The organism is Jeotgalicoccus halotolerans, assembly GCF_003387165.1.
GTDB lineage: Bacteria > Bacillota > Bacilli > Staphylococcales > Salinicoccaceae > Jeotgalicoccus > Jeotgalicoccus halotolerans.
In genome coordinates, this window is record NZ_QUMW01000010.1 from 45,169 (window position 1) to 63,258 (window position 18,090).

The window sequence follows — 18,090 nt, forward strand, 5'->3', positions numbered from 1 at the left end:
ATTAAGCGTTCTCTGTCTCTTGGTTTTCTTCAGTTTCAACTTCTGTTTCATTTGCATATTCTTCAACAACTACTGTGATATGGCTCGTACGCTTGTTGATTTTAGTAGCACGGCCCTGAGCACGTGGACGGAATCTTTTCAGCGTTGGACCTTCGTCTGCATAAATTTCTGAAATGTACAGGTTGTCGATATCCATATCGTAGTTGTGTTCTGCGTTAGCAACAGCAGATTTAACTAATTTCTCCACTACCGGTGAAGATCTCTTGTTTGTAAGTTTTAGAATTGAAATCGCTTCTCCAACTTCTTTACCTCTGACAAGGTCAAGAATAAGGCGTACTTTACGCGGAGCGATTCTCACAGTTTTAGCAACAGCTTTCGATTGCATGAGTCTTTCCTCCTTTATCGCATATGGTTAGTTATTTATCTTTTTGTTTTCTGATCGTTTCCGTGACCTCTGAAAGTTCTAGTAGGTGCAAATTCACCCAGTTTGTGGCCAACCATATCTTCTGTGATGTACACAGGTACATGTTTGCGTCCGTCGTATACAGCGATTGTGTGTCCGATGAAATTCGGGAAAACCGTTGAACGGCGTGACCATGTTTTAATTACACTTTTTTTACTACCTTCGTTCTGAGCCTCTACTTTTTTCATGAGGTGATCATCGACGAAAGGTCCTTTTTTAAGACTGCGTGCCATGTAGGCGCCTCCTTCCAATAATGCGTGCGGATTTTATCCGCACACTTACATTACTTATTTTTTACGTCCTCTTACTATGAACTTAGTCGAACGGTTTTTGCCTCTGCGAGTTTTCTTACCAAGAGTTGGTTTGCCCCAAGGTGAAACTGGAGATGGCCTACCGATTGGCGCTTTACCTTCACCACCACCGTGAGGGTGATCGTTAGGGTTCATTACCGAACCGCGTACTGTAGGGCGTTTACCTTTCCATCTAGAGCGTCCGGCTTTACCAATGTTGATAAGTTCGTGCTGCTCGTTACCAACTTGTCCGATTGTCGCTCTGCATGTAAGGAGAACCATACGTACTTCGCCGGAAGCTAATCTTACCAGCGCGTATTTACCTTCTTTACCTAACAGCTGTGCACCTGTACCTGCTGAACGAGACATCTGTCCGCCGGCACCCGGTTTTAATTCGATATTGTGGATTGTAGTACCAACTGGGATATCAGCTAATGCTAATGCGTTCCCTGTTTTGATATCTGCTTCAGGTCCACTCATGATTACTGCTCCAACTGTCATGCCTTTAGGTGCTAAGATATATCTCTTTTCACCATCTGCATATGATACTAACGCGATGTTAGCTGAACGGTTTGGATCGTATTCAATAGTTTTTACTGTTGCAGGAACCCCGTCTTTATTACGTTTAAAATCAATGACTCTGTATTGACGTTTGTGTCCACCTGCTTGGTGACGTACAGTGATTTTACCCTGGTTATTACGTCCCGCTCTTTTCGGCAGCGGCTCTAATAATGAACGTTCCGGAGTTGTTGAAGTAATTTCAGCAAAGTCCGAACCAGTCATATTACGACGACCATTCGTGGTAGGCTTATATTTCTTAATTGCCATCCTCGTTATACCTCCTTATTGGTATCTATTATTAATTAAAAGATTTCGATTGAACCTTCTTTAAGTTTTACAATCGCTTTTCTTCTTCTGTTTGTGTAGCCTTCGTAACGGCCCATGCGTTTTTTCTTAGGCTTAACATTCATAATGTTTACTTTGTCTACTTTAACGTCGAAAATTTCTTCAATTGCGTGTTTAACTTGAGTTTTGTTCGCTCTCACATCTACATCAAATGTGTATTTGTCTTCTGACATTAAGTCAGCAGAACGCTCAGTGATTACTGGGCGCTTGATAATGTCGCGTGCATCCATTATACAAGTACCTCCTCTGCTTTTTTGATTGCTCCCTCAGTGAAGATCACATGGTTAGCAGAAAGGATATCTAGTACGTTAAGACCAGCTGGAGTCAACACGGTAACACCTGGGATGTTACGCGCTGATTTTTCAACGATTTCGTCTTTATTTTCAAGTACAAGAAGTACTTTCTTAGCCGCACCAAGGTTTTCAAGAACTGTTAAGAATTCTTTAGTTTTTGGCGCTTCCATTTCAAGGTGGTCAATCACTTGTAGTGCTTCTTCATTCACTTTCGCTGAAAGTGCTGAACGAAGTGCAAGTTTCCTCATTTTCTTCGGCATGCTGAAGCTGTATGATCTTGGAGTCGGTCCGAATACAACGCCGCCTCCGCGGAACTGTGGTGCACGGATTGTACCTTGACGTGCGTTACCTGTTCCTTTTTGTTTAAACGGCTTTCTTCCGCCGCCGCGTACAGCTGAGCGGTTTTTCACTGCATGTGTCCCTTGTCTAAGAGATGCACGCTGTAAGTGAACTGCTTCAAACAGTACATGCTGGTTCGGTTCGATTCCGAATACATCCTGGTTTAGTTCGATAGAACTTACTTTAGTTCCTTCTTTTGATAAAACATCGATTGCCATGTGTTTATCCTCCCTTCCTTATTACTTGTTACCTTTTTTAATTGATGATGAAATTTTTACAAAACCTTTTTTAGGTCCTGGTACGTTGCCTTTAATAAGAACAACATTTTTATCTGCGTCAACACGTACGATTTCTAAGTTTTGCATAGTAATCGTTTTACCACCCATTTGTCCAGGTAATTTTTTACCTTTGAAGACTCTTGACGGGCTCGCTGCCATAGCCATGGCACCTGATCCTCTGTGGTAACGTGAACCGTGACTCATTGGTCCGCGGCTGAAATTGTGTCGTTTGATAGAACCCTGGAAACCTTTACCTTTTGAAGTTCCTGTTACGTCTACAAAATCGCCTGCAGCAAATGTATCTACAGTGACTTCTTGACCTACGTCAAATTCCTCTGTGTTTACGTTCTTGAATTCGCGTATGAAGCGCTTAGGAGCAGCACCAGATGCTTTAGCATGGCCCGCCTCTGCTTTGTTAGCATATTTATTGCTTCTGCCTTTTGCGTTATAATCGCGTTTGTCATCAAATCCGATTTGAATCGCGTTATATCCGTCTGTTTCTTCAGTTTTCTTTTGAACTACTACGTTTCCTGCAGCTTCAACTACTGTTACAGGGATTAGCTCTCCGTTTTCACCGAAAACTTGAGTCATCCCAATTTTTCTACCTAAGATTCCTTTGGTCATCGAAAGTCGCACCTCCTATAATTTATAACTTGATTTCGATGTCTACGCCTGATGGTAAGTTTAAGCCCATTAGAGCATCAACTGTTTTAGGTGTAGGGTTTAAAATGTCGATAAGACGTTTGTGCGTACGCTGTTCAAACTGTTCACGTGAATCTTTGTATTTGTGCACCGCACGAATAACTGTGTAAATAGTTTTCTCAGTCGGTAACGGAATCGGTCCTGATACATCTGCACCTGAACGTTTTGCCGTTTCAACGATTTTCTCTGCTGATTGATCCAGCACTCTGTGGTCGTACGCTTTTAAACGAATACGAATTTTTTGCTTTGCCATTATTTATACCTCCTTATGGTCGTCATCCTATTAATGGTAGACTATCTCCGCGAAAATTTTCTCGCACATCAGCCATGGCAATGCGGCCGGGTGTGTCAGTAACCTCTCGCTTCATCGATGTGTGATGTGCATTGGATCAGCACTTCACGTATACAGGACACATTAGTGTCCGCTTAAGTCCAACGTTAGATATGATACAGTAAAAGAGTGAGGAAATCAATAGATTTCTAAAGATTTCTTCACTCTTTTTAAAGTTTTTTTATTTTCTATTATATATGCATCAGTTCTGATATTAATTAATGAATATGAAGTATAAAATAAATACTATAAATAAACCGTACATGATTGGATTAATTTCTTTTCTTTTTCCTGCCATAATCATCGTGATCGGATAGAAGATAAATCCGACAGCGATACCGGTCGCAATACTGTAAGTGAGCGGCATCATAAATACAGTCAGGAATGCAGGGACTGCGATTTCAAATCTGCCCCAGCTTATCTTAGATAGATTCGATGCCATTAAAATTCCTACTATTATAAGTGCAGGCGCTGTCACTTCAGAAGTAAATGTCACAATCAGCGGTGAAAAGAATATTGCTGATAAGAATAACAGACCGGTGACCACCGAAGCAAATCCGCTCCGTGCGCCGGCTGCTACTCCGGCAGTAGACTCTACATATGAAGTAGTTGTAGATGTTCCGAAAATCGCTCCTGTAATCGTGGCAAATGCATCTGCGAGAAGCGCTTTACTAGCCCGCGGGAGTTTGTTGTCTTTAATAAGGTTGGCTTGTGACGCTACTCCTACGAGTGTTCCTGCAGTATCAAAGAAATCCACAAACAGGAATGTCAGCACTACAATTAGAAACTGCACATTAAATATTGTATCAAAGTCCATCAGACCTTCAAACGCCGCACCAAATGTCGGTGCAACACTTGGCACAGAGCCAACAATTGCAGACGGCAGCGGAACAATTCCTGTCATAATACCGAGAAGTGCAGTAGCAATCATACCGATAAAAATTGCAGCCGGCACTTTTTTAGTCATTAGAATAACGGTAATAACGAGTCCTGCAAAAGTCAGCAGCACACCGCCGCTTTGAACATCGCCGAGGCTGATTAATGTCGCATCATCTCCTGCGATAATACCTGAGGACTGAAGTCCAACGAATGTAATAAAGAATCCGATACCGGCACTGACCGCCATTTTCATTTCCATCGGAATGGCATTAATTATGTATTCGCGAAGTCCGGTCAATGTCAGCAGTACGAATATTACTCCGGAGAAGAGAACGCCGGTCAAAGCAGTCTGCCATGGAATACCCATCGTCAGCACAACTGTAAAAGCGAAGAACGCGTTCAGCCCCATGCCCGGTGCTAAAGCGATGGGATACTTCGCAATAACGCCCATAAAAAGACAGCCGACAAAAGCGGCAAGACACGTTGCCACGAAGACGGCATTAATATCCATCTTCATTTCATCGGGTACGCCCTCTATACCCTGCAGTGACAATATTGAAGGGTTTACTGCAAGAATGTAAGCCATCGACAGAAACGTCGTCAGTCCCCCGATAATTTCTTTTTTAAAATTAGTGTCCAGTTCATCGAATCCAAAAAACTTTTTCATAACAAACTCCAATCATATAATGATTATTTAAATTGTATAATCTTCGGATCATCATAACCGATAAAACGAATCAGCAGTTCCCTTGTATAAGGGAAAAACATTTCGATAATTCTGCCGTAAAAAAGTACAATCAGCACCGTACCAATAAATACCGGTCCGCCAAGTATCAGACCAAGTACAGCAACTGTAAGCTCCATTAAAAACCGCGCTCTCGCCATTCTTAAATTAAACTTCATGACCAGCACCATCATTAGCGAATCTCTCGGTCCCGCTCCTAAATTCGGTGTCATGTAAAAAGCCGAACCAAAGGCTGCAATAAATACACCCGCTGTAAAAAATAGTGCCTGTGCCGGCCAGGCTTCCGCATCCGGCAGTATCCAGACAAAAAAGTCGATGAATGCACCTATCGTTACCAGATTGACGTAAACTCCCCCTTTAGGAAGAGCTTTTAAAATCAGCGAAGTTGCAATAACTATTCCAATGCCGACGATAACCGACCAGCTTCCAAATGTCAGTCCGAGTGATTGCCACAGGCCAAAATGCAGTACATCCCAGGGAGACAGCCCCATAACGAAACCTTTGACCTGCATCGCTATACCGACCGATAATATGATTAAACCCGCAAAGTAAAACAGGCAACGCTTAATAAAGCTGTGCGACAAATTATCACTCCTATGTATAATAAGCATAAATTTTACCAGTTGGATTAAATCTCAAATACAAGTATATTATACACCTTTTTTTATATTAATCTATGCTAAAACCGTACATTTACATTTTTTTTAACGTTAACGTTTGTCTAAAATTTATTGTTTTCTCATCACAATTAGAACTCCACTTTTATGATATGATATTAATTAAGTTTAGGTGGTGGTAAAAATGGATTTGGAAAGCAAATTGCAGGAGTTAAAGTATGAATATGTTCACCTTCAGGGTGACTTGGAAAAAATTGAGTCCACTGGTCATCCAACTGCGAAAATGACTGACCGTCTTCACGACCTCGAACAGCAAATTAAAGAAGTTCGCCAGGCGCTAAAAAATAAGTAATTTCAGGACGTGTATATAATGAAACGAATGATTACCCTGATTATGATCATTCAATTTTTAATCTATTTCGGATTCAGTATGATTATCCCCGTCATTCCCGAGCTTGTGAATCAGCTCGGTGTCAATACGATACATATGGGGCTGCTGCTTGCGGTTTATTCACTTGCAAGTTTTCTTTCGGCACCGTTCTTCGGGCGGCTGTCGGATAAAGTCGGCAGACGTCCGCTTCTGCTCGGAGGGCTCGCTGCTTTTGCACTCAGCTTTTTAATTTTCGGTTTATTCATCGACAATTTAACCGTACTGTATATAAGCAGAATTATTGGGGGTGCCGCTTCAGGCGCACTTTATACCGCCACAACGAGCATGGTTGCAGATATTACAACTCGTGAAGAGCGCACAAAATACATGGGCCTTGTCGGTATGTGCATTGGTCTCGGCTTTATTTTCGGCCCGGGTGTCGGAGGAATTCTCGCCGGCATCTCTTTAAGTTTTGCCTACTACATGACGACAACCGTGATTACCGGCGCCTTGATTTTCAGCTTCTTTAAAGTCTCTGAAACATATCGTCAGTCAACACAGCAGGCACCGAAGAAAATTACCCTCGCCGCTGATTACTTTACGCAGCCGATTGGCATACTGATGATCGGCACTTTTTTCGTAATGTTTTTCATGAGCGGGATGGAAAGTACTTTCCAGCTGCTCGGACAGGACCGCATTGATATTACACCGACAGAAATGGGTGTACTGTTTTTCATCGGCGGAATATTCAATGCGCTGACTCAAGGAGTGTATATAAGAAAGCTGAAAGACGGCCAGGAGAAAAAAGCAATGGTTGCGGGACAAATTATGGCAGTTATTGCCTTTATCATGCTGCCGTTTATGACCGGACTTGTCTACGCAGGAATCTGTATTGTGCTGCTTATGACAGGCAACGCACTCGCAAAAACATTAATGACATCACAGATTACGAAAGAAGCATCTGCCCATGATATGGGACGCGTTACAGCAACGACATATTCTCTAGACAGTCTCGGTAGAATATGCGGGCCGCTTATATTTAACGCACTGTTCTTAGTATCTGCCGGCTTGCCGTTTTATTTCGGTGCGCTGATGACTGTGCTGTCTACACATTTTATTTTTCAATATTATAGAAAACGAGGGAGAGCCGCATGACCTTACTAACGCTCCTCATGCTTTTAATTTATATCGTTATCAGTGCTGCTACCATTTTAAATATGCGGTCGCGCGTTCTTGACGTTGCACGTTATATTTCCGGCGCTGCATTTTTAATGATGACAATTACATTCAGTCTGTCACTGACCAGCCCGGATATTTTTATCGTACTGGCACTTTCTTTATGTATTGTTCTGTCAGTTGAAATTACAGCTTTTAAAGAATCAAAGGGCGACCGCGAAAATTTATTTTTAGTTCATGCCTTTACGCTGACGATGGCGCTTGTACTTATAATAATACTGCTCACGCTGTAAGGAGATGTGTACATGAGACGTGTTATCCTAATACTGCTGATGTTAATACAGATACTGTTCTTTATAAATTATTCGATTAACGACGGCATTATTTTCTACAACATTTATATCTGGTTCACTCTCGCAGCACTGGCTATTATTACAGGCATCCGGGCTTTCCGCTCAGAGCCTCATCTGAATGAAAGCCGGAATATGCACTCTTACTTTTCACTCGCGCTGATTATTATCTCGTGTGCGTCCGTGCTGTTTATATTGTATATTGCTATAATGCAGCCTTATTATTTATAAGCGAAAGATCCATCCGGAGTACTCCGGATGGATCTTTTTTTACTATTATCTTCTTTTAAGTATTCTATTCAGCTGCATTTTACTTTTCTGGAACAACGGAAACATCACTTCCGCCATGGTATACAGAGGACGGTTTGTTACATAATCAAATTCACCAATTTTATCTGATACTTCTGTGCCCCATACTTTTTTAAATTGCCACAGCCCAAAATGTTCATCCTCTCTATCGGGCTCAACCGATACACCGCCGAAGTCATATGTCACTGCCCCGTGTTCTCTTGCATACTGCATCATATGCCACTGCATGTGATGATTCGGTAGAAACTCCCTGAAATCGTTTGAAGATGCTCCGTAGAGGTAATAAGATTTATGACCGGCCTGGGCATAGAGCGCTCCTGACAGAAGAACCCCGTCCGGATGTGTACGCTGAATTTCATTCATGCCTTCAAACTGCGCCTGAACTTTTGCCATACGCTTATTTAAGTTTTCAAGCTGATTTTGCTTCTTCTGTTCATCTTTAATTTTTTCCGCTTTCCTGATATCTTTTTCCACCTTAGCAATATCGTTTTCAAGAGCCTGCAAAGCTTCTTCCGGCATCAGTTTTACCATAAACAGTTCCATGTGGCCTTCTGGATTTAAGTTATCATACAGCGATTCAAAGTAAGTAATATCTCTCGTTAAGAAACCGTCGCGTTCGCCAGTCTCTTTCATCAGCTTAACAAAGTCAGGCAATTCTTCTCTCGCTGCCTTATACACCGTCGTTCCCGCGCGAAGAGAATTGCGGACTTTCGTGCGGTTGTTGCGCTCGAAACTCTGCAGCAGCAGTTTATCATCAACACTGATATCCGTCACCATCGTCGTACGGGGCTGGATAACATCTTTGCTCATTCCGTCTGTAAGACCGTGGTGTTTAAAACCGAGGGATTTCAGGTATTCTATTGTATCTTCATTGCCTTCAGCGGGAATATCCGGATCTATTTTAATCGTATAGGACTTTTCATCCGCTGCAATTTTCTTGGCCGCTTCGAGCAGTGCGCGGACAACTTCTTTGTCCTTGTAATCACAGACGAAACCCCGGGAGGCATAACACATAGTAAAAAATGTTTTCGGCACTTTTTTAAACAGGAGCAGCGCCGCTCCTTCAACTTTGCCGTTCCGTCCGACAGCTATGCGCCTTGAGTACCAGCCTGTTAATTCCTTTGAACCTGCCCATGATGTCAGCTGCAGCAAATCTCCTGACGGATGGGACATAACAAATTCATCGTGCATTTCATCTGTAATATTCAGTAGTTCAACCATAGTTTCTCACCAATCATTTCTCGATTATTTCTGATATAATAAAACCCCAAAGGGAGCGTGCAAAAATGAAACAGATTATTTTAATTTTATTTGCGGCATTTAACATTTACAGCTTAATTAATATTTCAACCTCTTACCAGCATGATGAGCTCATTGCTCTGCTCAGCACAAGGATAATTTTCATGACAATCTCTATTATACTGTCTGTATTATTCCTCGTTGCCGGTGCATCCAAAAATACTAAAATTATAGCAGTCCTAACGATTCTAACCGGTCTGCTGCATTTTGCTGCCATCCTGCTTATTTACATTTAATTTCTACAATATTGTAGCATATTTTAGTATACAGTTCTTTTGAAATCATCTGGTTTAGGGAGTAGATAAATATGAGAGATCTCGGTATATATTTTGGTACATTTGCACCTTGTCACGTCGGTCACTTCGAACAAATTGTCAGAGCAAAAAGAGAAAATAAGCATGCCGCTGTAATTATTAGCGGTTACGAAGGTGATCGGGGCGACCGTATCGGCATGAATCTGGCACACCGTACCCGGGCGATGCGCCAGCTGCTCCGGCACGACAGCAATGTCTCGATCCTCGAACTCAACGAAACAGATATTCCTCGTTATCCTGCCGGCTGGCAGCCGTGGCTTGAAATGCTCGAAAGTCTTATTCGCCAAACTAAAGATGCCCTCGATTTCGATGTTGAAAGTGCTACGTTTTATATAGGCGAGAGGGAATATATAGAACCGCTTGAAAGTTACTTCAATGATAAGTGGCCGGAGATTGATATTCATATGACTATGGTGGACAGAAAAATTCTTGGTATCAGCGGGACTGAAATCAGGGAAACACCTATATTAAACTGGGACTATGTTACCCGCCCTTTCCGCCGCTTCTTTGTACAGAACATCCTTGTTACCGGCGCTCCAAACAGCGGTAAATCAATGCTCATTGAGGATTTGGCCCGGAGATATTCTACGAGCTGTTCCATCGAATATGCTGAGGAATATTTTGAAGACCATCAGCTGAAATCACCCGATCTTGATGCTAAAGATTTTCATGCCATCGGCATCGGTCAGTTCGAACTGAACCGCCGCCATATCCATTCCAATGCAACACGCAAAATATTTTTCGCCGATACCGATGTCCTGTACTCAAAAGTACATAATATGCTCGCTGCTCACGACGAGCAGGATTACGTCAATCAGATTTTTGAACATTATATTCATCTGCAGACATGGAGTCTGATTCTGATTATGCCGCCGCCAGAAGACTCATCAGATTACGACCGTAAATTTTACAATCTGCTTCTCGAACAGCTGGAACATTATAATTTAATGAATCATGCGGTCATTTTAAATAATACATATCTTGAGAATTACAACCGTGCTCATGCGCTGATCGATGAAATTTTAAAAGAAGGAAAAGATAACTGAATTTATTGATTTTTCTGTTATAATGTAATTTACTATTCGTTTATACAGGAGGAATCGCTATGCAAGAAGAACTGCTGCTAACACCGGGACCAACTCCGGTGGCCCGACGCACGTATCAAGCAATGTCCCAGGGTATTTTCGGTCACAGAACAAGCCGCTTCAAAGAAATGTCAGCCGGCATTCAGGAAAAACTGAAACCTTTATTTGGTACAGATAATCCCGTTGCTGTATTGACTTCATCAGGCACCAGCGCACTTGAAGCTGCTATGGTTAACCTCGTTGATGACGGCGATACAGTTGTTTTAATTGTCAGCGGAGTATTCGGCGGTAAGTTTGCCGATATTGCCGGACACTATAACTTTAATGTTCATATCTATGATGTGAAATGGGGAGAAGCGGCTGATCCAAAAGCTTTTAAAGAATATCTTAACGGACTGGATAATGTTACTGCAGTATTTACTCAGGCATGCGAGACTTCCACGTCGGTTCTGCATCCGCTGTCTGAACTGGGTGAAGTCGTTCACAATTATAATGAAGAAACGCTGTTTATCGTAGATGCAGTCAGTGCCCTCGGCGGCGCAGATATGAATATGCAGCGAGATAAAATCGACTGCATCGTGTCAGGGAGCCAAAAGGCGCTGATGCTTCCTCCAGGACTTGCATTTGTTGCGCTGAACGACAGAGCTGTAAAGAAAGTAAATAACTCTCGTCACGGCCGCTACTATCTGGATTTAAAAATGTATTTTAAGTCTCTCGAAGTTGATTACACACCGCAGACACCTGCAGTGACTCTGTACCAGGGGCTCGAGGATGTTCTCGATATGATACACGAGGAAACAATTGAAGAAGTATTTGCACGCCATAAAAAAATGCAGAAAATGCTCCGCCGCGGCATTGAAGCGCTGGAGCTGGAACTTTTCGTCAAAGAAGAAGCGGCTTCGCCGACAGTAACAGCCGTCACCTCGACACCTGAAGAGATTTCGCATATTAAAGACACGCTTGAAAAGGATTATCATATTTCGGTAGCAGGCGGGCAGAAAGACCTCGCCGGAAAAATTATCCGTATCGGCCACATGGGCTTTATGTTCCCGAAAGATATGCTCGCTATATTAAGTGCCCTTGAAGATATCCTAAGCAGACTGCGCAGCAAAAACTACTACGGCAAAGCATTAACTGCCGCCCAGGAGAGTTTATATGTCCATTCATAACGTAATCGTACTGGACCCTGTCAGCCAGGATGGCATACAGGCACTTATTGATAATGATAACTTCAGAGTTACACGTCAGGAAGGCTTATCGGAAGCGCAGATTATCGATATCATCCATGATTTTGATGCAGCAATAGTCCGAAGCCAGACTAAAATTACAGAACGCATTATCCAGCATGCAAAGAAACTTAAGATGATTGCACGTGCAGGCGTAGGCGTTGATAACATCGATATTGATGCAGCCACCAAACATGGTGTAATCGTCGTCAACGCTCCTGAAGGCAATACTATTTCAGCCACTGAACATACGCTCGCTATGATGCTGTCGATGGCACGCGATATTCCTGAAGCATATAAAGAGCTGACAGATGGTACATGGAACCGCGGCGCTCATAAAGGAGTGGAGCTTTACGGCAAAACTCTCGGTATTATCGGCGCAGGAAAAATCGGCTTCGGCGTTGCGAGACGTGCCAAAAGTTTCGGTATGAAAATTGCAGCATTTGATCCGTACCTATCTGATGAAAAAGCCCGTGACAACGAAATCCTTAAAATGGAAGTTGATGAACTGGCAGCTGCAGCAGATTTTATCACTGTACATACACCGCTGACACCTCAGACCAAAGGTATTGTCGATGCAGACTTCTTCAGCAAATGTAAAAAAGAAGGTGTTTATCTTATTAATGTGGCGCGCGGAGGGATTATCGATGAGGATGATTTACTTGAAGCACTTGATGCAGGCATTGTAAAAGGTGCCGCACTCGATGTATTTGTTACCGAGCCGCCGGAAAACACTGCACTTCTGACACATCGCCGCACTGTTGTGACACCGCATCTCGGTGCATCTACAGCTGAAGCTCAGGAAAAAGTTGCCGTCAGTGTATCGAAAGAAATTATCGAGTACTTTGAAGACAATAAGATTACTCATGCTGTCAATGCGCCGCGTGTGAGCAGTTCTGTTACAGAAGAATTGACACCTTATATGTCTATCGTGAAACATTTGGGACAGTTCGGCATTCAGCTCCTCGACAATCCGCCGCAGGAGATTAAAATCAAATATCATGGAGATATCGCGGTAGATGATACGAGTATTCTGACACGTACTTTCGTGACTAACATGCTAAAACCCCATTTCGGCGACGAAGTGAATATTATTAACGCTCTGTACTACTTAAATGAGCGGGATGTAACTTACAAGGTTGAGAAGAAAGCAAAAGCGGACGGCTACACAAACTATCTGGAAGTTGAACTTATCAACGATAACGAACACGTGACTCTCGGCGCCTCAACTATCCCGGGATACGGAGAACGTCTTGTAAAAATTAACGAATATCCTATCGACTTTAAACCGGAAGAAAATATACTCATTATAGAACACACGGACCGCCCCGGTATTATCGGAGAACTTGGGGCACTGCTTGGCGAAGATTCAGTGAATATCGCTTCTATGCAGCTGGCCCGGCTGTCTAAAGAGGGCGACGCCATGGTTCTGTTTATATTGGATAACCAGGTCCTGGAAGCAACTTATGAAAAAATAAAAGAAATACCAAACATCCATAAAGTCCACAAGATTAAGCTCGGATAAAAAAGAGACTCGAATAAAAGTTCCGGAACAGTAAGAGAAATGGCTTGGAAATCTTAAGTTTAAGATTCCAAGCCTATTTTTATAGAATAAAATATATAAAAACCGATCGCCGGTCATTTACTATCATGAGAGTGAGTGACCGGTCCTCAGGTTTGCGTGACAGGGTTTCATGTGTACCCTATTTTTATTTAATCAGTCGTTCCACAGCATCGGGAACATCCAGTACATCTTTCAGCATCTGCTGTTCCGGTACATTCAACTCTTCAAATGTACCGATAATTTCACGTCCTGTAAGTCCTGTCAGCGTTGCAATAAATACTGCCCCAATCTTATCGGCGCAGTAAAAATCTGCTACGGAGTCACCCACGATAAAAATTTGTTCATCGCTCTTGTTTTTTCCGTCAACAGCTGCTTCAAACAGTGCATTGTTCTGCACATACAGACTCCATAAGTAGCTGAAAGGGTGCGGCTTTGTCAGCGCATGACCGGCAGTGCTTCTATCTTCCGCTTCCATCACTTCACTTGCAGTTGAAATACGGCGTTCATCGAATACTTCCAGCAGGCCGCCTTCTTCAAACGGCAGAAGTGTTTCCTGTCTTGGCCTTCCTGTGGCAACACCCACTGTGTAACCTTTAGCTTTCAGTCCATCGAGCATTTCTTTAATCAACGACGGTTCAACAATCCACTCTTCATCGTAAATAAATCCCCGTTTCTGCAGTTCTTCAGGAGGTTTGCCGGTGTCCGCTTCAACAAGCTCACTGCCTAAATACCATTCCTGATATTTAAAGTGTCCCTGCTCCCATATCGGACCGTACATACTGAAGTCTTTCGGGTCTTTCAAATTCTGAAGTGTTCCGGCATAGTTCATTAAAGCACTGTAAATTTCATCTTTAGTGAAATTTTCCCGGGAAATAAATTCAAGCACTGCTTCCGGATTTACAGATACTTCTCCGAGCATATCTCCGACTTCATTTAAATTTGTCACGTCGACATCAGCCAGATTTAAGTTTTCCTGTTTCAATATATCTATGTACATAATTGCAAAGGTAATAAACAGCATATCCCAGTTTGAATTCAGTCCCGCTTCCTTAAAGCGTTTCAGCACCTGATCATCAGCAAAAATCGTTCTTCGGATATCTTTAATTTCGCCCTCTGTATAATCCGTTACGAATTTTCGGCCATCTAAATTTAAATAACGCGGACTGTACAGCAATTCCTCAACTGTCAGTGCAGAAACATCAAAACATCTTTCTTCACTCAAAAATACACCGTCAACATCAAACAGAATCGTTGTCATGATAACACTCCAGTAATTTTTTATGTATTTTCAGTTTCTCACATCGCCTTACTATTGTCGACTATTTATACAAATTTTCTGGCAACTTGAACTTTTAAGTCATAATGATTTTTATGTTTTAAATTTCACCTTTTTGTAATATGATAAACAGTAGATTGTAAATTTATCGCATAGTTCAATAAGGAAAAATAAAGTTTGTAAATTAAATATTATATGGAGGACTCTTTATGTCTCTTAGTCCAATGGAAGTTATCTTCATGTTCCTCGGTGGACTCGGTATCTTCTTGTACGGTATCAAACAGATGGGCGACGGCCTGCAGGCAGCTGCCGGCGATCGTTTGCGGGATATTTTAAACCGTATGACATCGAACCCTGTCAGAGGAGTGCTTGCAGGTATCATTGTTACCGTCTTAATTCAAAGCAGCTCTGGCGCTACTGCCATTACTATAGGTTTAGTGAGTGCAGGGTTCCTGACGCTCAGACAAGCTATCGGCGTTATTTTAGGTGCCAATATCGGTACGACAGTTACGGCATTTATTATCGGTCTCGATATTGGTGCATATTCTCTGCCGATTCTCGCTGCAGGTTCATTTATGCTGTTTTTCTTTAAAAGCAATCAGATTATTAACATAGGGAGAATCCTCTTCGGATTCGGGGCCCTTTTTTACGGTCTTGAGTTAATGGGAGACGGCGTTGGACCGCTTGCCGATCTCGCATATTTTCAGAATCTGATGCTGACCATGAGTGATAATTCACTTCTCGGTCTCGCTGTAGGTATTATCTTGACTGTCATTGTCCAAAGTTCGAGTGCCACAATTGCCATACTTCAGAATTTCTATGCTAATGATATGATTGATTTGCAGGCTGCTTTGCCAATCCTGCTCGGAGACAACATCGGTACGACAATCACTGCTATATTAGCAGCTCTCGCCGGCTCAATTGCCGCTAAACGTGCTGCTCTGGTCCACGTTACATTTAACATCATCGGTGCAGTAATCTTTATGATATTGATGCCGCTGTTCATAATATATGTTGGATATCTCGAAGACTTCCTGAGCCTGAACAAACCGATGACTATCGCTTTCGCACATGGCTCATACAATATAATTAATACATTAATTCATCTGCCGTTTGTCGGCGCTCTCGCCTGGCTGGTTGTTAAAATAATTCCGGGACGTGATTTTTCTGAAGACTTCACACCTCAGCATTTAGATCCGCTGTTATTAAAACAGTCCCCGAGCATTGCTATACAGGGAGCACAAAGCGAGGTTAAGAATCTTGGACAGCTGGTCCTCAGCACTTTGCAGGATGCACGCCAGTACAGTGACAAACAGGATGATAAGCTCTTCAAACAAATTGAAGATAAAGTTAACGTTGCAGCAACACTGCAGGATGCAACACGCAGCTACCTGCTCGATGCATCGAAATACGGAGTTTCACAGGAAGATACTGAACGTGTCAGCACCTTGCTGGAAATATCTCGTATACTGCTTAAAGTAAGTTCACAAGCTAAAAACCTGGCCGATCAGTATCATACTAAGTATGAAAATAATATCGAACTGTCAGACGATGCTAAAGACGGTCTGGAAGACCTATACAGACATGTTTACGAATCATTCACAATGGCTCTTGAGACGCTTGATGTTTACAATCCTCAAGCACTGGAGCAAGTTATCAGATTGAGCCAGAAATCTCACAGAATCGAAAACAAACTTCGTAAAGAACATATCAAACGTCTTTCGAGAGGTGAATGTTCAACGGATGGCAGTTCCCTCTATGTTGAGCTAATCAGTAATTTAGAACGTATCGGCTATAACGCAAGAAACATTACAGAAACAAACTTAAATAACGTTACGGAAGAGCTGCACGATGACTTTACTGTATACGATTGATAAAAAAGGAACCGGGATTAATTTCCCGATTCCTTTTTTTATTTTTAATATTTATCCATATAAGATTTAAGTTCCCATTCCGAAACGACTGAACGATAATCTTCCCACTCGAGCATTTTGTGTTCGTAAAATGCTTTATAAATATGACTGCCGAGCGCTTCTTTTGCAAGATTGCTGTCACGAAGCGCTTTTAAGGCATTGTAAAGCGTCGAAGGCAGATCTTCTACGCCGTTTTCAAGGCGTTCTTCTCTGGTCAGTTCATAAAGGTTTAAGTCTATGGATTCTTGAAGCTCCAGCTTATTTTTAATGCCATCCAGTCCCGCCTTTAAAATGACTGCGAGTGCCAGATAGGGATTCGCTGATGGATCGACAGAACGGACTTCCACACGTGTTGATAATCCGCGTGAAGAAGGGATTCTCATCAATGGCGAGCGGTTCTTTTTACTCCATGCGATGTAGCTTGGCGCCTCGTAACCCGGCACCAGGCGTTTATAAGAGTTCACAAGCGGATTCGTTACCGCAGTAAAGCCTCTTACGTGCTTCAGTACACCTGCCATAAAGTATTTCATATCTTCGCTTAAGCCATCTTCTGCAGACTCATCAAAGAATGCATTCTCTTTTCCTTTAAAAAGCGACACGTTAAAATGCATGCCATTGCCGTTAATTCCAAACAGCGGTTTCGGCATAAATGTTGCATGCAGATTATGCTTTCTTGCGACCGTTTTTACAACGAGCTTAAATGTCTGTATATTATCACATGCTGTGACAGCATCCGCATATTTAAAATCAATTTCGTGCTGTCCTTCAGCTACTTCATGGTGGGATGCTTCGATATCAAAGCCCATATCCTCCAGTTCAATAACGATGTCCCGGCGGCAGTTCTCCCCCGAGTCCGTAGGTGCTAAATCGAAATAGCCACCCTGGTCATTTAAGACAGTCGTCGGTTTGCCCTGCTCATCCAGTTTAAAAAGAAAGAACTCAGGTTCAGGTCCGAGATTGAATGATGTATAACCGAGCGATTCCATTTCTTTTAAAACAGTTTTTAAATTAGTCCGGGGGTCGCCTTCGAATGGTGTCCCGTCTACTTTGTAAACGTCACATATCAGCCGTGCTACTTTGTCACCCCGCGATGTTGTCCAGGGAAATACCGTCCATGTGTTTAAATCCGGAACCAGATACATATCTGATTCTTCGATGCGCGTAAACCCTTCGATTGAGGAACCGTCAAACATCATTTGTCCGTCCAGAGCTTTATCGAGCTGACTGAAAGGCACTTCCACATTTTTAATCGTTCCGAGAATATCTGAAAACTGCAGCCGGATAAACCTTACATTCTCTTCTTGTGCAATACTGATAATTTTTTCTCTGGTTAAACTTTCCATACCCCACGCCCTTATCTGATTT

General features: G+C 42.5%; 21 protein-coding genes. 9 read left to right on the forward strand and 12 right to left on the reverse strand.

Features of this window, described 5'->3' with window-relative positions:
- Nucleotide 1: 1 nt before the first annotated feature.
- The 9 genes from rplV to DFR63_RS05040 all read right to left on the reverse strand — a co-directional run bounded on the left by rplV (nucleotide 2) and on the right by DFR63_RS05040 (nucleotide 5,810).
- Nucleotides 2–385, reverse strand: a complete 384-nt coding sequence (gene rplV / locus DFR63_RS05000; RefSeq protein WP_115884847.1) for a 50S ribosomal protein L22 — start codon at nucleotides 383–385, stop codon at nucleotides 2–4.
- A 35-nt stretch (nucleotides 386–420) separates the two neighbouring features.
- Entirely contained in the window at nucleotides 421–696 is a 276-nt protein-coding gene (rpsS, locus tag DFR63_RS05005; protein WP_092595648.1) for a 30S ribosomal protein S19, read from the reverse strand.
- A gap of 54 nt (nucleotides 697–750) precedes the next feature.
- Complete coding sequence (gene rplB / locus DFR63_RS05010; RefSeq protein ID WP_115884848.1) at nucleotides 751–1,581, reverse strand: 50S ribosomal protein L2; 831 nt, start codon at nucleotides 1,579–1,581, stop codon at nucleotides 751–753.
- A 35-nt stretch (nucleotides 1,582–1,616) separates the two neighbouring features.
- Complete coding sequence (rplW, locus tag DFR63_RS05015) at nucleotides 1,617–1,889, reverse strand: 50S ribosomal protein L23 (RefSeq protein WP_115884849.1); 273 nt, start codon at nucleotides 1,887–1,889, stop codon at nucleotides 1,617–1,619.
- The gene (rplD, locus tag DFR63_RS05020) at nucleotides 1,889–2,509 is read right to left on the reverse strand and encodes a 50S ribosomal protein L4 (RefSeq protein ID WP_115884850.1); all 621 of its coding nucleotides are present in this window, start codon (nucleotides 2,507–2,509) and stop codon (nucleotides 1,889–1,891) included. Before rplD ends, rplW begins: the two co-directional genes overlap by 1 nt.
- Before the next feature lie 21 nt (nucleotides 2,510–2,530).
- On the reverse strand, nucleotides 2,531–3,193 hold the full coding sequence (rplC, locus tag DFR63_RS05025; protein ID WP_115884851.1) for a 50S ribosomal protein L3: 663 nt from the start codon (nucleotides 3,191–3,193) through the stop codon (nucleotides 2,531–2,533).
- A 22-nt stretch (nucleotides 3,194–3,215) separates the two neighbouring features.
- Nucleotides 3,216–3,524, reverse strand: coding sequence for a 30S ribosomal protein S10 (gene rpsJ, locus DFR63_RS05030; protein ID WP_026859110.1), 309 nt, complete (start codon nucleotides 3,522–3,524; stop codon nucleotides 3,216–3,218).
- Between the two features lie 292 nt (nucleotides 3,525–3,816).
- Entirely contained in the window at nucleotides 3,817–5,148 is a 1,332-nt protein-coding gene (locus DFR63_RS05035) for an NCS2 family permease (RefSeq protein WP_115884852.1), read from the reverse strand.
- A gap of 23 nt (nucleotides 5,149–5,171) precedes the next feature.
- The gene (locus DFR63_RS05040) at nucleotides 5,172–5,810 is read right to left on the reverse strand and encodes a YczE/YyaS/YitT family protein (RefSeq protein WP_245954136.1); all 639 of its coding nucleotides are present in this window, start codon (nucleotides 5,808–5,810) and stop codon (nucleotides 5,172–5,174) included.
- A gap of 217 nt (nucleotides 5,811–6,027) precedes the next feature.
- On the opposite strand from DFR63_RS05040, the gene DFR63_RS11750 reads away from it, so the two are divergent.
- Genes DFR63_RS11750 through DFR63_RS05055 form a run of 4 tightly spaced genes read left to right on the forward strand, consistent with a single transcriptional unit; the run spans nucleotide 6,028 to nucleotide 7,970 of the window.
- Nucleotides 6,028–6,195, forward strand: a complete 168-nt coding sequence (locus tag DFR63_RS11750) for an SE1832 family protein (protein ID WP_162842284.1) — start codon at nucleotides 6,028–6,030, stop codon at nucleotides 6,193–6,195.
- An 18-nt stretch (nucleotides 6,196–6,213) separates the two neighbouring features.
- Nucleotides 6,214–7,368 carry an MFS transporter gene (locus DFR63_RS05045; RefSeq protein ID WP_115884854.1) on the forward strand — a complete coding sequence of 385 codons (1,155 nt, stop codon included), beginning with the start codon at nucleotides 6,214–6,216 and terminating at the stop codon, nucleotides 7,366–7,368.
- Nucleotides 7,365–7,682, forward strand: coding sequence for a membrane stabilizing protein MspA (gene mspA / locus DFR63_RS05050; RefSeq protein WP_115884855.1), 318 nt, complete (start codon nucleotides 7,365–7,367; stop codon nucleotides 7,680–7,682). The genes DFR63_RS05045 and mspA overlap by 4 nt, the downstream gene beginning before the upstream one ends.
- Nucleotides 7,683–7,694: 12 nt before the next feature.
- Entirely contained in the window at nucleotides 7,695–7,970 is a 276-nt protein-coding gene (locus DFR63_RS05055) for a hypothetical protein (protein WP_115884856.1), read from the forward strand.
- Nucleotides 7,971–8,015: 45 nt separating this feature from the next.
- Here the strand turns inward: DFR63_RS05055 and DFR63_RS05060 are convergent, their stop codons facing one another.
- Nucleotides 8,016–9,269 carry a lipid II:glycine glycyltransferase FemX gene (locus DFR63_RS05060; RefSeq protein WP_115884857.1) on the reverse strand — a complete coding sequence of 418 codons (1,254 nt, stop codon included), beginning with the start codon at nucleotides 9,267–9,269 and terminating at the stop codon, nucleotides 8,016–8,018.
- 65 nt (nucleotides 9,270–9,334) lie between these two features.
- Here DFR63_RS05060 and DFR63_RS05065 point away from each other — a divergent pair, with 65 nt between their 5' ends.
- The 4 genes from DFR63_RS05065 to serA all read left to right on the forward strand — a co-directional run bounded on the left by DFR63_RS05065 (nucleotide 9,335) and on the right by serA (nucleotide 13,497).
- Nucleotides 9,335–9,583 carry a hypothetical protein gene (locus DFR63_RS05065; protein ID WP_115884858.1) on the forward strand — a complete coding sequence of 83 codons (249 nt, stop codon included), beginning with the start codon at nucleotides 9,335–9,337 and terminating at the stop codon, nucleotides 9,581–9,583.
- Nucleotides 9,584–9,654: 71 nt separating this feature from the next.
- The gene (locus DFR63_RS05070) at nucleotides 9,655–10,707 is read left to right on the forward strand and encodes an AAA family ATPase (RefSeq protein ID WP_115884859.1); all 1,053 of its coding nucleotides are present in this window, start codon (nucleotides 9,655–9,657) and stop codon (nucleotides 10,705–10,707) included.
- A gap of 59 nt (nucleotides 10,708–10,766) precedes the next feature.
- A complete protein-coding gene (locus DFR63_RS05075; RefSeq protein WP_211313782.1) occupies nucleotides 10,767–11,915 on the forward strand; it encodes a pyridoxal-phosphate-dependent aminotransferase family protein in 1,149 nt (382 codons plus the stop codon).
- Complete coding sequence (serA, locus tag DFR63_RS05080; protein WP_115884861.1) at nucleotides 11,902–13,497, forward strand: phosphoglycerate dehydrogenase; 1,596 nt, start codon at nucleotides 11,902–11,904, stop codon at nucleotides 13,495–13,497. The genes DFR63_RS05075 and serA overlap by 14 nt, the downstream gene beginning before the upstream one ends.
- Before the next feature lie 184 nt (nucleotides 13,498–13,681).
- On the opposite strand, the gene DFR63_RS05085 is transcribed toward serA, so the two are convergent.
- Nucleotides 13,682–14,794 (reverse strand): HAD hydrolase-like protein, encoded by a 1,113-nt coding sequence (locus DFR63_RS05085; protein ID WP_115884862.1) that lies wholly within the window; start codon nucleotides 14,792–14,794, stop codon nucleotides 13,682–13,684.
- Between the two features lie 227 nt (nucleotides 14,795–15,021).
- Here DFR63_RS05085 and DFR63_RS05090 point away from each other — a divergent pair, with 227 nt between their 5' ends.
- Entirely contained in the window at nucleotides 15,022–16,686 is a 1,665-nt protein-coding gene (locus tag DFR63_RS05090; protein ID WP_115884863.1) for a Na/Pi cotransporter family protein, read from the forward strand.
- A gap of 44 nt (nucleotides 16,687–16,730) precedes the next feature.
- Here DFR63_RS05090 and DFR63_RS05095 read toward each other — a convergent pair whose 3' ends face one another.
- Complete coding sequence (locus DFR63_RS05095) at nucleotides 16,731–18,068, reverse strand: glutamine synthetase family protein (protein WP_115884864.1); 1,338 nt, start codon at nucleotides 18,066–18,068, stop codon at nucleotides 16,731–16,733.
- Nucleotides 18,069–18,090 lie beyond the last annotated feature (22 nt).